Annotated in this window: 12 protein-coding genes; 9 read left to right on the forward strand and 3 right to left on the reverse strand. The window is 74.9% G+C overall.

The window, feature by feature from the left end:
- The first annotated feature begins 166 nt into the window (after positions 1-166).
- From ald to ACFCY1_RS21360, 7 genes are all read left to right on the forward strand, one after another.
- Entirely contained in the window at positions 167-1,282 is a 1,116-nt protein-coding gene (gene ald, locus ACFCY1_RS21330; RefSeq protein ID WP_049659955.1) for an alanine dehydrogenase, read from the forward strand.
- A 425-nt stretch (positions 1,283-1,707) separates the two neighbouring features.
- Positions 1,708-2,775, forward strand: a complete 1,068-nt coding sequence (locus tag ACFCY1_RS21335; RefSeq protein ID WP_369808367.1) for a ParA family protein — start codon at positions 1,708-1,710, stop codon at positions 2,773-2,775.
- A 41-nt stretch (positions 2,776-2,816) separates the two neighbouring features.
- Positions 2,817-3,371: a hypothetical protein gene (locus ACFCY1_RS21340; RefSeq protein ID WP_375875577.1), complete on the forward strand. Its 555-nt coding sequence runs from the start codon at positions 2,817-2,819 to the stop codon at positions 3,369-3,371.
- A 374-nt stretch (positions 3,372-3,745) separates the two neighbouring features.
- Positions 3,746-4,663 carry a segregation and condensation protein A gene (locus ACFCY1_RS21345; RefSeq protein ID WP_375875578.1) on the forward strand — a complete coding sequence of 306 codons (918 nt, stop codon included), beginning with the start codon at positions 3,746-3,748 and terminating at the stop codon, positions 4,661-4,663.
- A complete protein-coding gene (gene scpB / locus ACFCY1_RS21350) occupies positions 4,660-5,499 on the forward strand; it encodes an SMC-Scp complex subunit ScpB (protein WP_375875580.1) in 840 nt (279 codons plus the stop codon). Before ACFCY1_RS21345 ends, scpB begins: the two co-directional genes overlap by 4 nt.
- Positions 5,500-5,561: 62 nt before the next feature.
- Positions 5,562-6,845: a pseudouridine synthase gene (locus ACFCY1_RS21355; RefSeq protein WP_375875581.1), complete on the forward strand. Its 1,284-nt coding sequence runs from the start codon at positions 5,562-5,564 to the stop codon at positions 6,843-6,845.
- 335 nt (positions 6,846-7,180) lie between these two features.
- Positions 7,181-8,188 carry a helix-turn-helix domain-containing protein gene (locus ACFCY1_RS21360; RefSeq protein ID WP_049659479.1) on the forward strand — a complete coding sequence of 336 codons (1,008 nt, stop codon included), beginning with the start codon at positions 7,181-7,183 and terminating at the stop codon, positions 8,186-8,188.
- An 18-nt stretch (positions 8,189-8,206) separates the two neighbouring features.
- Here ACFCY1_RS21360 and ACFCY1_RS21365 read toward each other — a convergent pair whose 3' ends face one another.
- From ACFCY1_RS21365 to ACFCY1_RS21375, 3 genes are read right to left on the reverse strand one after another with little or no spacing between them, the layout of a single operon-like run.
- Complete coding sequence (locus ACFCY1_RS21365) at positions 8,207-8,569, reverse strand: DUF952 domain-containing protein (RefSeq protein WP_049659481.1); 363 nt, start codon at positions 8,567-8,569, stop codon at positions 8,207-8,209.
- Between the two features lie 55 nt (positions 8,570-8,624).
- A complete protein-coding gene (locus ACFCY1_RS21370) occupies positions 8,625-10,190 on the reverse strand; it encodes a mucoidy inhibitor MuiA family protein (RefSeq protein ID WP_074004694.1) in 1,566 nt (521 codons plus the stop codon).
- Positions 10,191-10,193: 3 nt separating this feature from the next.
- Positions 10,194-12,455 carry a DUF4139 domain-containing protein gene (locus ACFCY1_RS21375; protein WP_375875583.1) on the reverse strand — a complete coding sequence of 754 codons (2,262 nt, stop codon included), beginning with the start codon at positions 12,453-12,455 and terminating at the stop codon, positions 10,194-10,196.
- 336 nt (positions 12,456-12,791) lie between these two features.
- Here ACFCY1_RS21375 and ACFCY1_RS21380 point away from each other — a divergent pair, with 336 nt between their 5' ends.
- Both ACFCY1_RS21380 and cmk read left to right on the forward strand, forming a co-directional pair.
- Positions 12,792-13,877 (forward strand): prephenate dehydrogenase, encoded by a 1,086-nt coding sequence (locus tag ACFCY1_RS21380; RefSeq protein WP_049658411.1) that lies wholly within the window; start codon positions 12,792-12,794, stop codon positions 13,875-13,877.
- Between the two features lie 214 nt (positions 13,878-14,091).
- Positions 14,092-14,805: a (d)CMP kinase gene (cmk, locus tag ACFCY1_RS21385; RefSeq protein ID WP_049658412.1), complete on the forward strand. Its 714-nt coding sequence runs from the start codon at positions 14,092-14,094 to the stop codon at positions 14,803-14,805.
- Positions 14,806-14,967 lie beyond the last annotated feature (162 nt).

A 14,967-nucleotide genomic window follows, 5' to 3' on the forward strand; every position in this document is an offset into this window, starting at 1 on the left:
AAATTTATTCACTTTGGAAGGCTGACACGCCGCCTGGGCTTCATTACACTCGAACTCAGTCGCGCAGCGATCCCGGCCCCGGGCTGTCCCGGAGGCTTCCCCACGTGCGCGTCGCCCACCGGTCTTCTCCGGTCGGGACCCCCATGGCAAGAGGACGTGTTTAGCCGTGAAGGTCGGCATCCCCCGCGAGGTCAAGAACCACGAGTACCGCGTGGCCATCACGCCCGCCGGCGTGCATGAGCTGGTCCGCAACGGACACGAGGTCTACATCGAGGACAACGCCGGTGTCGGCTCCTCGATCCCGAACGAGGAGTACGTGGCCGCCGGCGCCACCATCCTCCCCACCGCCGACGAGGTGTGGGCCACCGCCGACCTGCTGCTGAAGGTCAAGGAGCCCATCGCCTCCGAGTACCACCGGCTGCGCAAGGGCCAGACCCTCTTCACGTACCTCCACCTGGCGGCCGACCGGGCCGGCACCGACGCGCTGATCGCCTCGGGCACCACCGCCATCGCGTACGAGACCGTGCAGCTGTCGAACGGCGCGCTGCCGCTGCTCGCCCCGATGTCCGAGGTCGCGGGCCGCCTGGCCCCGCAGGTCGGCTCGTACCACCTGATGCGTCCGGCCGGCGGCCGCGGCACCCTGCCGGGCGGCGTGCCCGGCACCCACCCGGCCAAGGCCGTCGTCATCGGTGGCGGCGTCTCCGGCTGGCACGCGGCCACCATCGCCGTCGGCATGGGTTACGAGGTGACCCTGCTGGACCGCGACATCAACAAGCTGCGCGAGGCCGACCGCATCTTCGGCACCAAGGTCAAGACCATCGTCTCGAACTCCTTCGAGCTGGAGAAGGCCGTCCTGGAGGCCGACCTGGTGGTCGGCGCCGTGCTGATCCCGGGCGCCAAGGCCCCGAAGCTGGTCACCAACGAGCTGGTCTCCCGCATGAAGCCGGGCTCCGTGCTCGTCGACATCGCCATCGACCAGGGCGGCTGCTTCGAGGACTCGCACGCCACCACGCACGACGACCCGACCTTCAAGGTCCACAACTCGGTCTTCTACTGCGTGGCCAACATGCCGGGCGCCGTCCCGAACACCTCCACCTACGCGCTGACCAACGCCACCATGCCGTACGTGCTGGAGCTGGCCAACCGCGGCTGGAAGGACGCGCTGCGCCGCGACGCCGCGCTCGCCAAGGGCCTGAACGTGCACGAGGGCCAGATCACCTTCCCGGCCGTGGCCGAGGCCTTCGGCCTGGAGTCGGTCTCCCTGGAGAGCGTGCTCGCCTGAACCCCCTGACCGCCCGGCGGTCGTTCGCCCCCGACCCGATCCCTTCGGGCCGGGGGCTTCGCCGTGCCCGTGAACGGCGGGTGGATCGGGTAGGTCGCTCTGTCGTCAATATCTGTCGGTCACGTCACCCGCCCGCAGAAACGTTGGGGCCGGTGACCCGCTCATCCCTTGACAGCAGCCCGCTCGATAGTCGACACATCCTGCCCACTACCGTGGATTGTGTTGCTGCGAACGCCTTGAACGGCCTAGAGTCGCAAACCGTCGGCATGCTGCCACGCTGACGAATCGACATAGAGTCCTGGATGCCCAAGGAGGTAAGACGACTTGTGAATGAGTCGACAATTGCTCCCGGGGGTGGTCAGCCAGGACTGGCGGCGCTCACCGCCGGCCAGCCGAGTGAGGAGCCCGGGGCCCGGCAGCCCTCCGTGGGCTCGGCCGAGGTCGGCTCGGTCGCACTCCGTACTTTCGAAGCACGCCAGAACACAGCACAGGTGACCACGGTGACCGATCACGACGCCGACTTGGCGGCCTACGGCCTGGCCTACGGCGAGTTCGCCTACGGCGCCTACGACGACCCGGACGCCGAGTACGAGCCGGACCCGGAGTACGCCGCCACGCTGGCCCCCGACGCCGCGCGCCAGCGCCGCGAGCGGGTCGGCCCGACCGGCCGTCCGCTGCCGTACTTCCCGATCCCCGCGCCGGTCGCCGAGCACGGCCCCGCCCAGATCATCGCCATGTGCAACCAGAAGGGTGGCGTCGGCAAGACCACGTCGACCATCAACCTGGGCGCGGCGCTGGCCGAGTACGGCCGCCGGGTGCTGCTCGTCGACTTCGACCCGCAGGGCGCGCTCTCGGTCGGCCTCGGCGTCAACCCGATGGAGCTCGACGTCACCGTCTACAACCTGCTCATGGAGCGGGGCCTGACGGCCGACGAGGTGCTGCTGAAGACGGCGGTCCCGGGGATGGATCTGCTGCCCTCCAACATCGACCTCTCCGCCGCCGAGGTGCAGCTGGTCAGCGAGGTGGCCCGGGAGTCCGCGCTGGCGCGCGCCCTGAAGCCGCTGCTGCCCGACTACGACTACGTCATCATCGACTGCCAGCCCTCGCTGGGCCTGCTGACGGTCAATGCGCTGACGGCCGCTCACAGCGTGATCGTCCCGCTGGAGTGCGAGTTCTTCGCGCTGCGCGGTGTCGCACTGCTGACCGAGACCATCGAGAAGGTCTGCGAGCGGCTCAACCCCGACCTGCGCCTGGACGGCATCCTGGCCACCATGTACGACTCGCGCACCGTGCACAGCCGCGAGGTGCTGGCACGCGTCGTCGAGGCGTTCGGCGAGCACGTCTTCCACACCGTCATCGGGCGGACCGTGCGCTTCCCGGAGACCACCGTCGCCGGCGAGCCCATCACGACGTACGCGACCAACTCGGTCGGTGCCGCCGCCTACCGCCAGCTCGCCAGGGAGGTGCTCGACCGGTGCCGCCCCGCCGAGTGAGTCTCCCGGGTGCCGACGAGCTGTTCCGGACCACGGGAGGGATGGCGCTGTCGCCCTCCCTCGCGCCGCGTCCGGCCGCCGAGGCATCCAGACCGGAGACCGCGCGGACCGTCAACGGCCGACCGGACGGCGCCGAGGGCACCGAGGCCGCCCAGGACGACCGGCAGGTGACGCCGGAGCAGCAGGTGGGCGCCTCGGTGCCGGCGCCCGCGCAGCGGTCCGGAGCGGGCGTCGGGCCCGCCGCAGGCGTCGCCGCGGCCGGACAGGCCGTCCAGGGCGGCCGGAGTGCCGCCCCGGCGGCCCGCACCCACCAGGGCGCCGCCGAGGAGCCGTCCGGTGCCGCCGGCCGTGCCCGGCCGCGCGGCCGCGCGCCGCGCCGGCCCAGCGGGCGCGAGCGGCACGACGAGAAGATCACGGTGTACGTGTCCGCCGAGGAGCTCATGGACCTGGAGCACGCCCGGCTGGTGCTGCGCGGCGAGCACGGCCTGGCCGTGGACCGCGGGCGGATCGTCCGGGAGGCCATCGCGGTCGTCCTGGCGGACCTGGAGCAGCGGGGCGAGGCCTCGATCCTGGTGCGGCGGCTGCGCGGCCGGTAGGCGGCGCGGAAGGGCGGCCGGCGGTTGCGCCGGGCGTCGAGGGGGGCCGCGGGCCCGGCGTGGGGAGGCCGCCGGAGCCGTGTCGGGCGCCGCAAGGCGCCGCAAGGGCGGCAGGAGGCCCGTGGGACGCGGGCCGGAGGGCCGGCGACGTCCCGGGTGCCGGAGGGCCGTGTCGGGCGCCGTAGGGGCGTTCCCGGGGCCCGGGGGACCCACCGTGGCCTGTTCGACGGGACGGGTGCGTGCGGAGGGGCTCGTACGGGCCGGTGAGCGCCTGCGGAGCGCCGGGCGGGCGCCGGTCCGGGGCGCGGGTGGCACGGCGTGTCGGTCGGCCCCCGGGCGGGGCCGGAGGCGGCGACGGGTGAAGATGGACCGTCATGCCCAGAACCGCCGGACCAGCCGCCACCGTCACCGCCACCACAGCCGCGAGCGCGACCGAGAACGAGTCGCGGGGCGGCTTCCGGGTACGGCTGGACAACTTCGAAGGCCCCTTCGACCTGCTGCTCAGCCTGATCGCCAAGCACCGGATGGACGTCACCGAGGTGGCGCTGGCCACCGTGACCGACGAGTTCATGGCGCACATCCGGGCGATGGGCCCCGACTGGGACCTGGACGCGGCGACCGAGTTCCTGGTGGTGGCCGCCACCCTGCTCGACCTCAAGGCCGCCCGGCTGCTCCCGGTGGCGGAGGTCGAGGACGAGGCCGACCTGGCCCTGCTGGAGGCCCGTGACCTGCTGTTCGCGCGGCTGCTCCAGTACCGGGCGTACAAGCGGGCGGCGGCGCTGTTCGGCGAACGCTGGGCGGCCGAGCTGCTGCGGCGGCCCCGGACCGCCGCCCTGGAGCCCCGGCACGCGGAGCTGCTGCCGGAGGTCGTCCTCGGCATCGGGCCGCGGCGGCTGGCCGAGCTGGCGGCCAAGGCGATGGAGCCCAGGCCCGCGCCGGTCGTGTACGTGGACCACATCCACACCCCGCCGGTGAGCGTGCGGGAGCAGGCCTCCCTGGTGGTGGGGCTGCTCACCGAGCTGGGCGAGGCCTCGTTCCGGCGGCTGGTGGAGGACGCGCCGGACGACCTGGTGGTGGTCGCCCGCTTCCTGGCGCTGCTGGAGCTGTACCGGGAGCGGGTGCTCGCCTTCGAGCAGCCGGAGGCGCTCGGCGAGCTGCTGGTGCGCTGGGTGGCCGAGGAGGGGCGGAGCGCGGTCGAGGTGACGGACGAGTTCGACCGGCCGGCCGGTGAGGCCGGTGGAGACGGCGGGGTCGGTGGAGACGGCGGGGTCGAGGAGGGTCGGCGGCGATGAGCGGACGGGACGAGGGCGGGCGGCCGGTGCGGCGCCCGCTGGGGATGCCGGGGCGGCCGAGGGCCGAGGAGTGGCTGGAGCCGGCCTTCGCGCTGCTGCCGGACCCGGTGGAGCCCGCGGGGCCGGTCGGGCCGGTGGAGCCGGCCGGGGCGGTCGTCGTGCACCAGAAGTCGGCCCCGCCGGCCTCCGGTGCCGAGGGGCCCGACGACGCCGGGCTGCGGGCCGACCTGGAGGCCGTGCTGATGGTCGTCGACGAGCCGGTGGCGGAGGAGCGGCTGGCCGGGGTGCTGGAGCGGCCCCGGGCCGAGGTGGCGGCCGCGCTGCGCGAGCTGTCCGCCGAGTACACGGCCCAGGGCCGCGGTTTCGACCTGCGGCTGGTCGCGGGCGGCTGGCGGTTCTACAGCCGGGACACCTGTTCCGCGGCCGTCGACCGCTTCCTCCTGGACGGCCGGCAGGCCCGGCTCAGCCAGGCCGCACTGGAGACCCTGGCGGTGATCGCCTACCGGCAGCCGGTGTCCAGATCCCGGGTTTCCGCCGTCCGTGGTGTGAACTGTGACGGCGTGATGCGTACCCTGGTACAGCGAGGACTGGTGGAAGAGGCCGGATCCGAGCCCGAAACAGGTGCGATCCTGTATCGGACGACGAACTACTTCCTGGAACGGATGGGGCTCCGCGGCCTGGACGAGCTGCCGGAGCTCGCTCCCTTCCTGCCCGAGGTCGACGACGTGGAAGCGGAGTCCCTGGAGGGCACGATGATCGCGGAGGCGGTCGCCGCCGCTGCCGCGCAGGCCGCGGACGGCAGTGGCGAGGCCGGTCGGGCCGGGCCCGATCGGTAGGGGGCGGTGAGGTCGGCCGAAACGACCGCACATCCCAGACGGAACGACGTACGGACACTTTGATGCGTAGCAGTGGCAACGGCAGGAACAGCAGCGGCGGCGGTAGCGGTCGCGGCGGACAGGGCGGGGGCCGGGGCGGCGGCTCCTCCTACGGCAGCGGCAGCGGTGGCGGCGGTAGCCGCGGCGGCTCGGGCTCGCGCGGGGGTTCGTACGGCGGCGGCAGCGGTGGCGGCTCCTCGTACGGGGGCGGCCGTGGCGGTTCGGGCTCGGGTTCGAGCGCGGGTTCGCGCGGCGGCTCGTTCGGCCGTGACGACCGGCGCGACGACCGCCGTCGGGACGACCGTCGGGACGACCGCCGCTACCCGGACCGCCCGCTGCGGCCCGAGGAGCGCCGGTACGACCGCCCCGAGTACGGCGGCGGCCCCAACGCCACCCCGGCCCGCGGCGGCTACGCCGGCCGGCGCCCCAGCCCGGCCCCGCGCCCGCGCCGTGAGGGCCAGGGCGCCCCGGGCGACCCGCGCCGTCAGCCGCAGCGCTCCCGCGAGCTCCAGGCCAAGATCGAGGACGCCGTCCTCGCCCGGCACGACAAGCCGGCCGTCAAGCTGCCCAAGACCTTCGGCGAGCCCGAGGGCGAGCGCCTCCAGAAGGTGCTGGCCCGGGCCGGCATCGGCAGCCGCCGCGCCTGCGAGGAGCTGATCGAGCAGGGCCGGGTCGAGGTCAACGGCAAGCGCGTCACCGAGCAGGGCAAGCGGGTCGACCCGCAGAACGACGAGATCAAGGTGGACGGCCTGACCGTCGCCACCCAGTCGTACCTGTTCTTCGCGCTGAACAAGCCGGCCGGCGTGGTCTCCACCATGGAGGACCCGGACGGCCGCCAGTGCCTGGGCGACTACGTGACCAACCGGGAGACCCGGCTGTTCCACGTCGGCCGCCTGGACACCGAGACCGAGGGCATCATCCTGCTCACCAACCACGGCGAGCTGGCCCACCGCCTCACCCACCCGCGCTACGGCGTGACCAAGACCTACCTGGCCGCGATCCAGGGCCCGATCCCGCGCGACCTGGGCAAGCGGCTGGCCCAGGGCGTGGAGCTGGAGGACGGTTACGCGCGCGCCGACAGCTTCAAGGTCATCTCCAACATCGGCAAGAACTACATGGTCGAGGTGACCCTGCACGAGGGCCGCAAGCACATCGTCCGCCGGATGCTGGCCGAGGCCGGCTTCCCGGTCGAGAAGCTGGTGCGCACCCACTTCGGCCCGATCGCCCTGGGCGACCAGAAGTCGGGCTGGCTGCGCCGCCTGACCAACCCGGAGGTCGGCCAGCTGATGCGCGAGGTCGGCCTGTAGGCCCCGTCCGCTCCACCGGAGCCCCCGGTCGCACGTGCTGCGGCCGGGGGCTCCGGCGTTCCCGCGGCGGGGTCGGGTCGGCGCGCGGGCGTCCGTGCGCGGACGCCCGGTGCGGATGTGCTGTGGGGATGTCCGGGGGCGGATGTCCACGTTTCGGACGGGTCGTGTGAGCCGGGACGCAACCGCTGGTCACGGCCTTGTCAGCGCCATGATCCGTGGCCGAGGATGGCCACCGGAGCGCCGCCCCGCCCGGTGGCGGGACTGCGCCAGCACGGGGTGCGCGGGTCGGGGCGGGAGCGGCCGACGGAAACGGGCGAGCAGGGGGAGAGGGCGTCGTGTCCGATGCAGCACTGGGGCGGGCCGGCGGACAGGCCCTCGGCGCGCTGGGACTGGCGGAGCCGGACGGGCAGGTCTACGCGGCCCTGGTGGCCAGCCCGCAGTCCACGGCGGAGGAGCTGGCGGAGAGCTGCGGGCTGACGTTCCAGCAGAGCGTGCGGGCCCTGGACCGGTTGGCGCAGCAGGGCATGGCCACCCGGGCGCCGGTGGACCGGCACCGCTACCTGCCCGTCCCCCCGGACGTCGCGATCGGCACCCTGATCGGCCACCGGGAGTCGGAGCTGCGCTACGCCCGGGCCGAGATGCACCGGCTGATGGACGCCTTCCGGGAGGCCTCGCGGTACACCGACCCGGCGCACTCGGTGGAGGTGCTGACCGGCGGCGAGGCGATCGCCCAGCGGCTGGAGCACATCACCGAGACCAGCCAGTACCAGGTGCGCGGCTTCGACCGCCCGCCGTACATCCAGGACCCGGTGGCGCCGTTGACCCTGCAGCGGCGGCGGCTGCGCGAGGGCGTGAAGTTCCGGACGGTCTACGACCGGGAGGCGGTGGCCTGGCCGGGGCGGCTGGAGAAGAACATCCTGGTCGGCGTCGAGGACGGCGAGGAGGCGCGGGTCCGGCCGACGCTGCCGATGAAGATGATCATCTCGGACGACCGGATGGCGATCATCCCGATCAGCGTCGGCGACAGCGTGCTGGACGCCGCGTACGTGATCCACCCCTCGGCGCTGCTCCAGGCGCTGGACACGCTGTTCGAGGCGGAGTGGGAGCGGGCCGTCCGCCTGCAGGCGGCGGTCGGCACCGAGGACGCCGGGTCGGAGCCGGAGACCGACCACCGCAAGCTGCTGGGCCTGCTGGCGGCCGGGCTCACCGACGAGTCGATCGCCCGGTCGCTCGGCTGGAGCGCCCGGACCACCCAGCGCCGCCTCCAGAGCCTGATGCGCTCGCTGGGCGCCACCACCCGCTTCCAGGCCGGGATGGCGGCCCGGGAGCGGGGGTGGCTGTAGCGGGGACGGGCGGCTCCGTCAGCTCCAGGGGCTGAGCGAGGCCCAGCGGCCGTCCGGGCCGCGCTCGACCTTCTCCAGGCCGACCACGGCGGTGCGGTTCAGCCGCCCGTAGATGTGCGGGAACAGCACGCCCGGAGTGGCACCCGGCGGCGGGGCGCCGTGCGGGGCCTCCCACTTCACCATCGGCTCCACCAGCGACTCCTCGATCAGCAGCGCCATCAGCGGGTCGGGGGTGTCGGAGAAGAAGGCGTTGGCCACCGCGAGCGCCGTCCGCTCGTCCGCCGAGCAGTGGATGAACCCGTCGGTGAGCAGCGACGCGGTGGCGTACGGGCGGCCGGGGTCGGACAGCCAGTCGTCCAGGGGGGCGAGGTGGAGGATCATGGTTCCTTTTCTACCCGTTGTCTCCGGATTGGTCCTGGGGTGCCGCCCGCGGCGGTCAGAGCCCGGCCACCTTGGCGGAGGCGGACACCTCGTACACCAGGGTGAGGGTGCGCCGGGCGCCGGGGGCGAGCGGGACGTCCCAGCGGACGATCCCCTCGGCGTCGAAGGAGTCCGGCGCCGGGGAGCACTCCTCCTTGCGCAGCCGCACCTCGACCGCCGACACCTCGGAGACCGGCACCCGCTCGCGCACCGTGACGATCCGCTCGTCCCGCTCCTCCGGGCCGGAGAAGCGGGACAGGTGCAGCCGGACCGTCCGGGTGGTGGTCTGGCGGCCGGTGAGGCCGGCGGTGGCCTGGCGCTCCTCGCTCTCCCGCACCACCCGGTAGCCGTCCGAACTGCCGAAGGACAGCTCGGCCTCGGCACCGGCGGCGGTGAAGCGCAGCTCGCCGCGGCCGGTGAAGCCGCTGCCGCGGACCAGCTCGACCGGGCCGGACAGCAGCGGGTGCCCGGCCGCGTTGCGGAACCGGACCACCTGGGTGACCAGCGGGGACAGCTCCGGGGCGCAGGCGTACTCGCTGCCCGCCGGGCCGGTGAAGGCGCCCAGCGGCACCCGGTGCGCGCGGCCGTCGGAGGGCACGGTCGCGGGGGCGGGGGCGGGCAGCACCCGGACCTCGCCGCCGTCGTCCACGCCCGGCACCCGGGAGGCCGGGCCCAGGACGGCGACCGCCTCCTCGCGCAGCTCGACCTCGACCGTGCGGCGCTCCTCGTCGGTGCGCTCGCGCAGCACCAGGACGTCCTCGGCCACCGCGGGCGGGGCGGTGGCGAGGGCGGAGCGGGCGGTGGAGAAGGTGAGCCGGGCGTTCGTCCAGTCCTCGCCGGTGCGCTGCCAGACCACCGCCTCCGACTCCAGGCGCAGCTCGCCGCCGTCCAGGGTCGCCCGGTAGGAGGGCCGCCACAGCGCGCAGGGCACCAGGTGGGAGACGGTCAGCTCGGCGGGGCCGGGCCGGGCCGCCTCGACGGTGAGCTCCAGGTGGGCGGTCAGCTCGGCCGGGTCCTCCTCGGCCTCGTCCAGGGCGGTCAGGGCCTGCGAGCGCTCCTCCTCCAGGCGGCGCAGCCGGGAGTGGGTGGCGCGCAGCTCCTCGCCGTAGCGCTCGCGCTCGGCGTCCACCCGGTCGAGCTCCCGGGCCCAGCGGTTGGGTTCGAGCTCGCCGAGGCCCGCCGCCTCGCCGATCTCGCGCAGCAGGTCCGCGGAGAGCTGGGCGAGCAGGGCCAGCCGGGCCTCCAGCCGGGCCCGGGCCTGGTCGGCCAGCCGGCTCTCGGCGTCCAGCCGGTGCAGCCGGTGGCGCAGGTCGGAGTCCTCCGGGCCGGGCGGCAGCGGGGCGCGCGGGGCCCAGCCGCGCACCAGCCGGGACTCCAGCACCCGGACGCCGTCGGTGCCGGACTCGACGCGCAGGGTGCGGTCGACGGCGAGGGCGGTGAGCGGGCCGAGGCGCAGCCGCTGCACGCCCGCGGCGAGCGCGACCGTCGTGCCGCGCTCGACCTGGCCGCGGTCCTCCAGGCAGGTCACGGCGGTGACGGGGAGGGGAAGGGTGACGGGGAGGGGACGGGTCTCGACGGTCATCGCTCAGTTCCTCCGGTTTCCGCCGACGATGGCCTTTCCGGCCGGGATCTTGATCAGGTAGCCGCCGTCCAGTTCGGTGCGTCCGCCCGGCGGCAGGTCGACCCGCCAGAGCCGGGTGCTGGGCGGGCAGTCCGGCGTGGAGACGGTCGGGGCGTGCCAGTCGGCCCGCTCCTCGATCCGGATCTCGGCGTCGGAGCCGACCGGCACCCGCTCGCGGACCTCCACCGTGACGGCGCGTCCGAGCCGGTTGGCCAGCTGGACGTGCACCCGGTGGTCGAGGACGGTGCTGTTGCCCTTCAGCATGCCGGTGGTGGACTCGTGCAGCTCGGTGCGGCGCGCCACCTCGATGCTCTCGGCGACACCGATGCCCAGCCGACGGGTGCCGCCGGGGGCCAGCGTGGGCAGGGCGGCGGTGAGCAGGAACTCGTCGTCCACGGTGACCTCGGCCGGGCCGGCCAGGACGGCCTGGTCGGTGCGGTTGGCGAGCACCAGGGTCGCGTACACCTTCTCCTCGACGGCGGGGACGGTGACGTACTCGGGGCGGACGGCGAGCGGGATCTCACCGACGGTGACGGTGTGCCAGGTGCCGTCGGACGGGATGTCGGCGGGGGCGGCGGCGTCGAAGCGGTGGTCGAAGGAGCCGGCCGACTCGCGGGGCGGGACGGCGTGCCGGGGGAGGGCGAGGGTGCGGAGCTGCGCGGTGCCGCTGCCGCCGGGTGCTGTCCAGGCGGGTTCCTCGTACTCGAATCGCTCGAACTGTGCGGGCCGTGCGATGTGGCCGGTTCGTTCGGGGCGGGGGTGCAGGGTGCCGCGCCGGGTGGCGGGCTCCTCGGGGCCGGCCAGGACGAGGTCGGGGTAGTCGAGCAGGGTGGCGTCCGGGGCGAGGCCGGGTGGCGGCGGGGGCGGGGCGGCGTGGCCGACGCGGCGGCGGGCCTCCCCGGGCGGGAAGCCGCCCGGGCCCTGCGGCGGCGGCGCGGCGGCGGCGACCGGGTAAGGGGTGGGCGGCGGGGCGCCGTAGCCGGCGAAGCCACCGGGGGCGATCGGGGCGCCCGGCTCGATCGGGGCGCCCGGTGGCGCGGGCATCGGCTGGTCGGCGTTCAGCAGGCCGCCTGCGCCGTACGGGACGGTGGGGGCGAACTGCTCCTCGGCCGCGAAGGCCTCGGCCCGGGAGCCGCCCGGACGGACGCCGCCGAGGCGGGCGGAGCGGGGCGCCACGGCGGCCGACACCGCGATCGGGGTCTCGCGTCGCGGGGCGGGGCGGTCGGCGCCGGCCGCGTCGTAGCCGGTGAAGAGGTCGGCCAGGCCGGCCGGGGGCTCGCGCCAGCCGGAGGGCGGCGGGGCGGGCTGGCTGCGGCCGATCCGCAGCGAGGCGAGCCGGGGCAGGTCGGTGCGGCGGTCGAGGTCGGCGGTGGACAGGGCGAGGCGCACGCCCGTCCAGTCCTCGCCGGTGCGCTGGGCGACGGCGGCGCGCAGGACCAGGTGGGCCGTGTCGGCGCCGGTCCGGTAGGACAGCCGGTAGGCCGGGACCCAGCGGGCGGCGGGGACGCCGTACTCCAGTTCCAGCTCCATGGCCTGGACCTGGTCCTGGTCGTGGTCGTGGCCCTGGTCCTGGGCGGGGTGGGTGCTCGCGGTGGTGAGGGTGAGCAGGACGGTGGTGCTGGTGCCGACCGGTTCGGTCCGGTCGGCGGTGGACGCCCGCTCCAGCCGGTCGGCGGCCAGGTCGCGCTCGTGGTCGGCGAGTTCCAGCTGCCGGGTGAGCTCCTCGGCGCGCTCCTGGAGCCGGGCCAGCCGCTCCTCGACGAAGTCGGCGAGCTCCAGCCAGGCGTCGGCGGGCGTGCGGCGCAGCGGTTCGTCGCGTCGGCGCTGCGGGGGGACGGCGCGCAGCGCGGCGGTCTCGGCGATCGAGGCCTGGACCAGTCGCAGGCGTTCGCCGAGCGCGCTACGGCGCTCGTTGGCCTCGTCCAAGTCCCGCTTCAGTTCCGGGAGTTCGCCCGGTTCACGGAGTTCGGCGAGCAGCTCCAGCCGGGCCTCGGTGACGGCGGCGCCGGCCGGTCCGGCGAGCACCCGGGCGCGCAGCGAGCGGCCGTCCAGGGCGGCGGGCAGGCCGGTCAGCCGCAGCCGTCCGCCGGGCGGGACCGGGACGGTCGCCCGTCGGCGGCACACCGCGCCCTCGGCGTACACGACGACGGAGTCCAGGACCGACGGGTGGGCCGGTACGGCCGGCGGTTTCGACTGCCCGCTCCGGCCGCTGTGCTGATCGTCCATGCGCAACCCCTTCGTTCGCGTGTCGCCCGCCGCGTGGCGCTCGTCGTGCCGTCCTGCTGTTCCCGCGGTGCTCGCCCGTGCCTTCCCCTTTCCCGGGCGGCCAGTCTGCCCGGCTTCGGGGCGGACGTCGCAGGATTTCCGGGTGCGGCGCGTGCACTGTGTGGGACGGGGGCGGGCGCGTCGCGGTTGCCGGTGCCGGAAGCTGCCGGGGCCGCCCCCGTGGTTGCCGGGTGGCGGGTGGGGACTTGGGCGGGGCGGATGAGGGAGGATGGGGCGCGGGTGCTCCCGGACGGTTCCGGCACCTGTCGAGAATCGTGATGAGGAGAGCGACCCGCCATGCGCACTGCCGTCGTCGTCGGCACCGGACTGATCGGCACCTCCGCCGCGCTCGCCCTGACCGCTCGCGGGCTGACCGTCCACCTGGAGGACGCCGACCCGGACGCGGCCCGCACCGCCGAGTCACTCGGCGCGGGCATCACCGACCCGGTCGACGGCCCGGTGGACCTGGCGATCATCGCCGTGCCGCCCGCGCTGGTCGGCAAGGTGCTCGCCGACTGCCAGCGCCGCAACCTGGCCCACTGGTACACCGACGTCGCCAGCGTGAAGGCCGGCCCGGGCAGCGAGGTCGCCGAGCTCGGCTGCGACACCGTCCACTACATCGGTAGTCACCCGATGGCCGGCCGCGAGCGATCCGGCCCGCTGGCCGCCCGCGCCGACATCTTCGAGGGCCGCCCCTGGGTGCTCACCCCGACCGCGGACACCGACACCGAGACGCTCAACGCCGCGCTGGAGCTGGTCGCGCTCTGCGGCGCGGTGCCGATCGTGATGGACGCCGCCGAGCACGACCGGGCGGTCGCCCTGGTCTCGCACGCCCCGCAGCTGGTCTCCTCGCTGGTCGCGGCCCGCCTGGAGAACGCCGACGAGACCGCCATAAGGCTCTCCGGCCAGGGCGTGCGCGACGTCACCAGGATCGCCGCCTCCAACCCCGGTATGTGGGTCGACATCCTCTCCGCCAACGCCGGCGCGGTCGCCGACGTGCTGGAGGGGGTCGCCCGCGACCTCGGCGAGACCGTCACCGCGCTGCGCGCCATGCAGGCCGACGAGGAGGGCGAGCGCCGGGTGGGCGCGGCCGGGATCGAGGCGGTCATGCGGCGCGGCAACACCGGCCAGGCCCGCATCCCCGGCAAGCACGGCGCGCCGCCCACCCGCTACGAGACCCTGGCGGTCGTCCTGGGCGACCAGCCGGGCGAGCTGGGCCGGCTGTTCGGGGAGGTCGGCGAGGCCGGGGTCAACATCGAGGACGTCGTCATCGAGCATTCGACCGGGCAGCAGGTCGGCTTCGTCCAGCTGTCGGTGGCGCCGACGGCGGTGAAGCGGCTGACCAAGGCGCTGCGGGCGAGCGGCTGGAGCGTACGGGACTGAGGTGCGGGGCGTGCGGGGCTGAGGTGCGGGGCCGGTCGGGGCGGGCCGGAGGGGCCTGGCGGTCGGGCCTGGTTTCGGGCTTGGTCCCGGGCCCGGAGGTCGGCCGACCGGCGGCGGAGCGGGTCACGGCGGCGGTCCATTAACCTTGAGGGAGACATCCCCGGCCGTCCGCCTGCCCAGGCTCCGGCTCCCATGCTCAGAGAGAGGTTCGCCCGTGGACACTGCCGACCGAGCGCACGCCCCGGTCGTCGTCGCCATCGACGGACCTTCCGGCTCCGGCAAGTCGACCGTCTCGCGGGCGGTCGCCGCCCGGCTGGGCCTGAGCTTCCTGGACACCGGCGCCATGTACCGGGCGATGACCTGGTGGATGCTGGTCAACGAGGTCGACGTCGAGGACCCGGAGGCGGTGGCCGTCGCGTGCGGCAAGCCCGTCATCGTGTCGGGGACGGACGCCGACGGCCCCACCATCACGGTGGACGGCCAGGACGTGTCCGGCCCGATCCGCGGCCCCGAGGTGACCGCCAAGGTCAGCGCCGTGTCCGCGGTGCCGGCCGTACGGTCCCGGCTGGTGGACTTGCAGCGCGGCTGCGCCGAGGTCGCCGAGCGCGGCATCGTCGCCGAGGGCCGGGACATGGGGACCGTGGTGTTCCCACAGGCCACCGTCAAGGTCTTCCTGACCGCCTCCGTGGAGGCCCGGGCCGCGCGCCGGGCGGCCGAGCTGCGGGCCAAGGGCGTGGACGAGGCGACCATCACCGCGATGGCCGCCGACCTCGCGCGCCGCGACGCCGCCGACTCCTCGCGGGAGACGGCCCCGCTGGCCCAGGCCGCGGACGCGGTGCTGGTGGACACCAGCGAGCTCACCCTGGAGCAGGTGATCGACCGGATCGCCGGGCTGGTGGAGGAGCGGGCCGGGCTGTCGTCGGTCTGACCGACCGATCGGCCGATGGTCCGACCGACTGATCGGCTGATCGGCCGACCGGACGTCGGACCGGCGCTGATCGACCGGGTACCGGAGCGGCCGTGGAGGCCGGTCCGACCCACTGAACGAACCGCGGGCCGTCGAGGCGCCGCGGCGGAAACCATCGCGCTG

Source organism: Kitasatospora sp. NPDC056273 (assembly GCF_042268845.1).
Taxonomy (GTDB): Bacteria; Actinomycetota; Actinomycetes; order Streptomycetales; family Streptomycetaceae; genus Kitasatospora.

What these genes read in the sequence shown, in the direction of transcription:
- ACFCY1_RS21375 (WP_375875583.1), bottom strand. Translation starts at nt 12,455, where the DNA reads ATGGACGATCAGCACAGCGGCCGGAGCGGGCAGTCGAAACCGCCGGCC.
- ACFCY1_RS21345 (WP_375875578.1), top strand. Translation starts at nt 3,746, where the DNA reads ATGCCCAGAACCGCCGGACCAGCCGCCACCGTCACCGCCACCACAGCC.
- ACFCY1_RS21340 (WP_375875577.1), top strand. Translation starts at nt 2,817, where the DNA reads ATGGCGCTGTCGCCCTCCCTCGCGCCGCGTCCGGCCGCCGAGGCATCC.
- ACFCY1_RS21365 (WP_049659481.1), bottom strand. Translation starts at nt 8,569, where the DNA reads ATGATCCTCCACCTCGCCCCCCTGGACGACTGGCTGTCCGACCCCGGC.
- ACFCY1_RS21380 (WP_049658411.1), top strand. Translation starts at nt 12,792, where the DNA reads ATGCGCACTGCCGTCGTCGTCGGCACCGGACTGATCGGCACCTCCGCC.
- ACFCY1_RS21370 (WP_074004694.1), bottom strand. Translation starts at nt 10,190, where the DNA reads ATGACCGTCGAGACCCGTCCCCTCCCCGTCACCCTTCCCCTCCCCGTC.
- scpB (WP_375875580.1), top strand. Translation starts at nt 4,660, where the DNA reads ATGAGCGGACGGGACGAGGGCGGGCGGCCGGTGCGGCGCCCGCTGGGG.
- ACFCY1_RS21355 (WP_375875581.1), top strand. Translation starts at nt 5,562, where the DNA reads ATGCGTAGCAGTGGCAACGGCAGGAACAGCAGCGGCGGCGGTAGCGGT.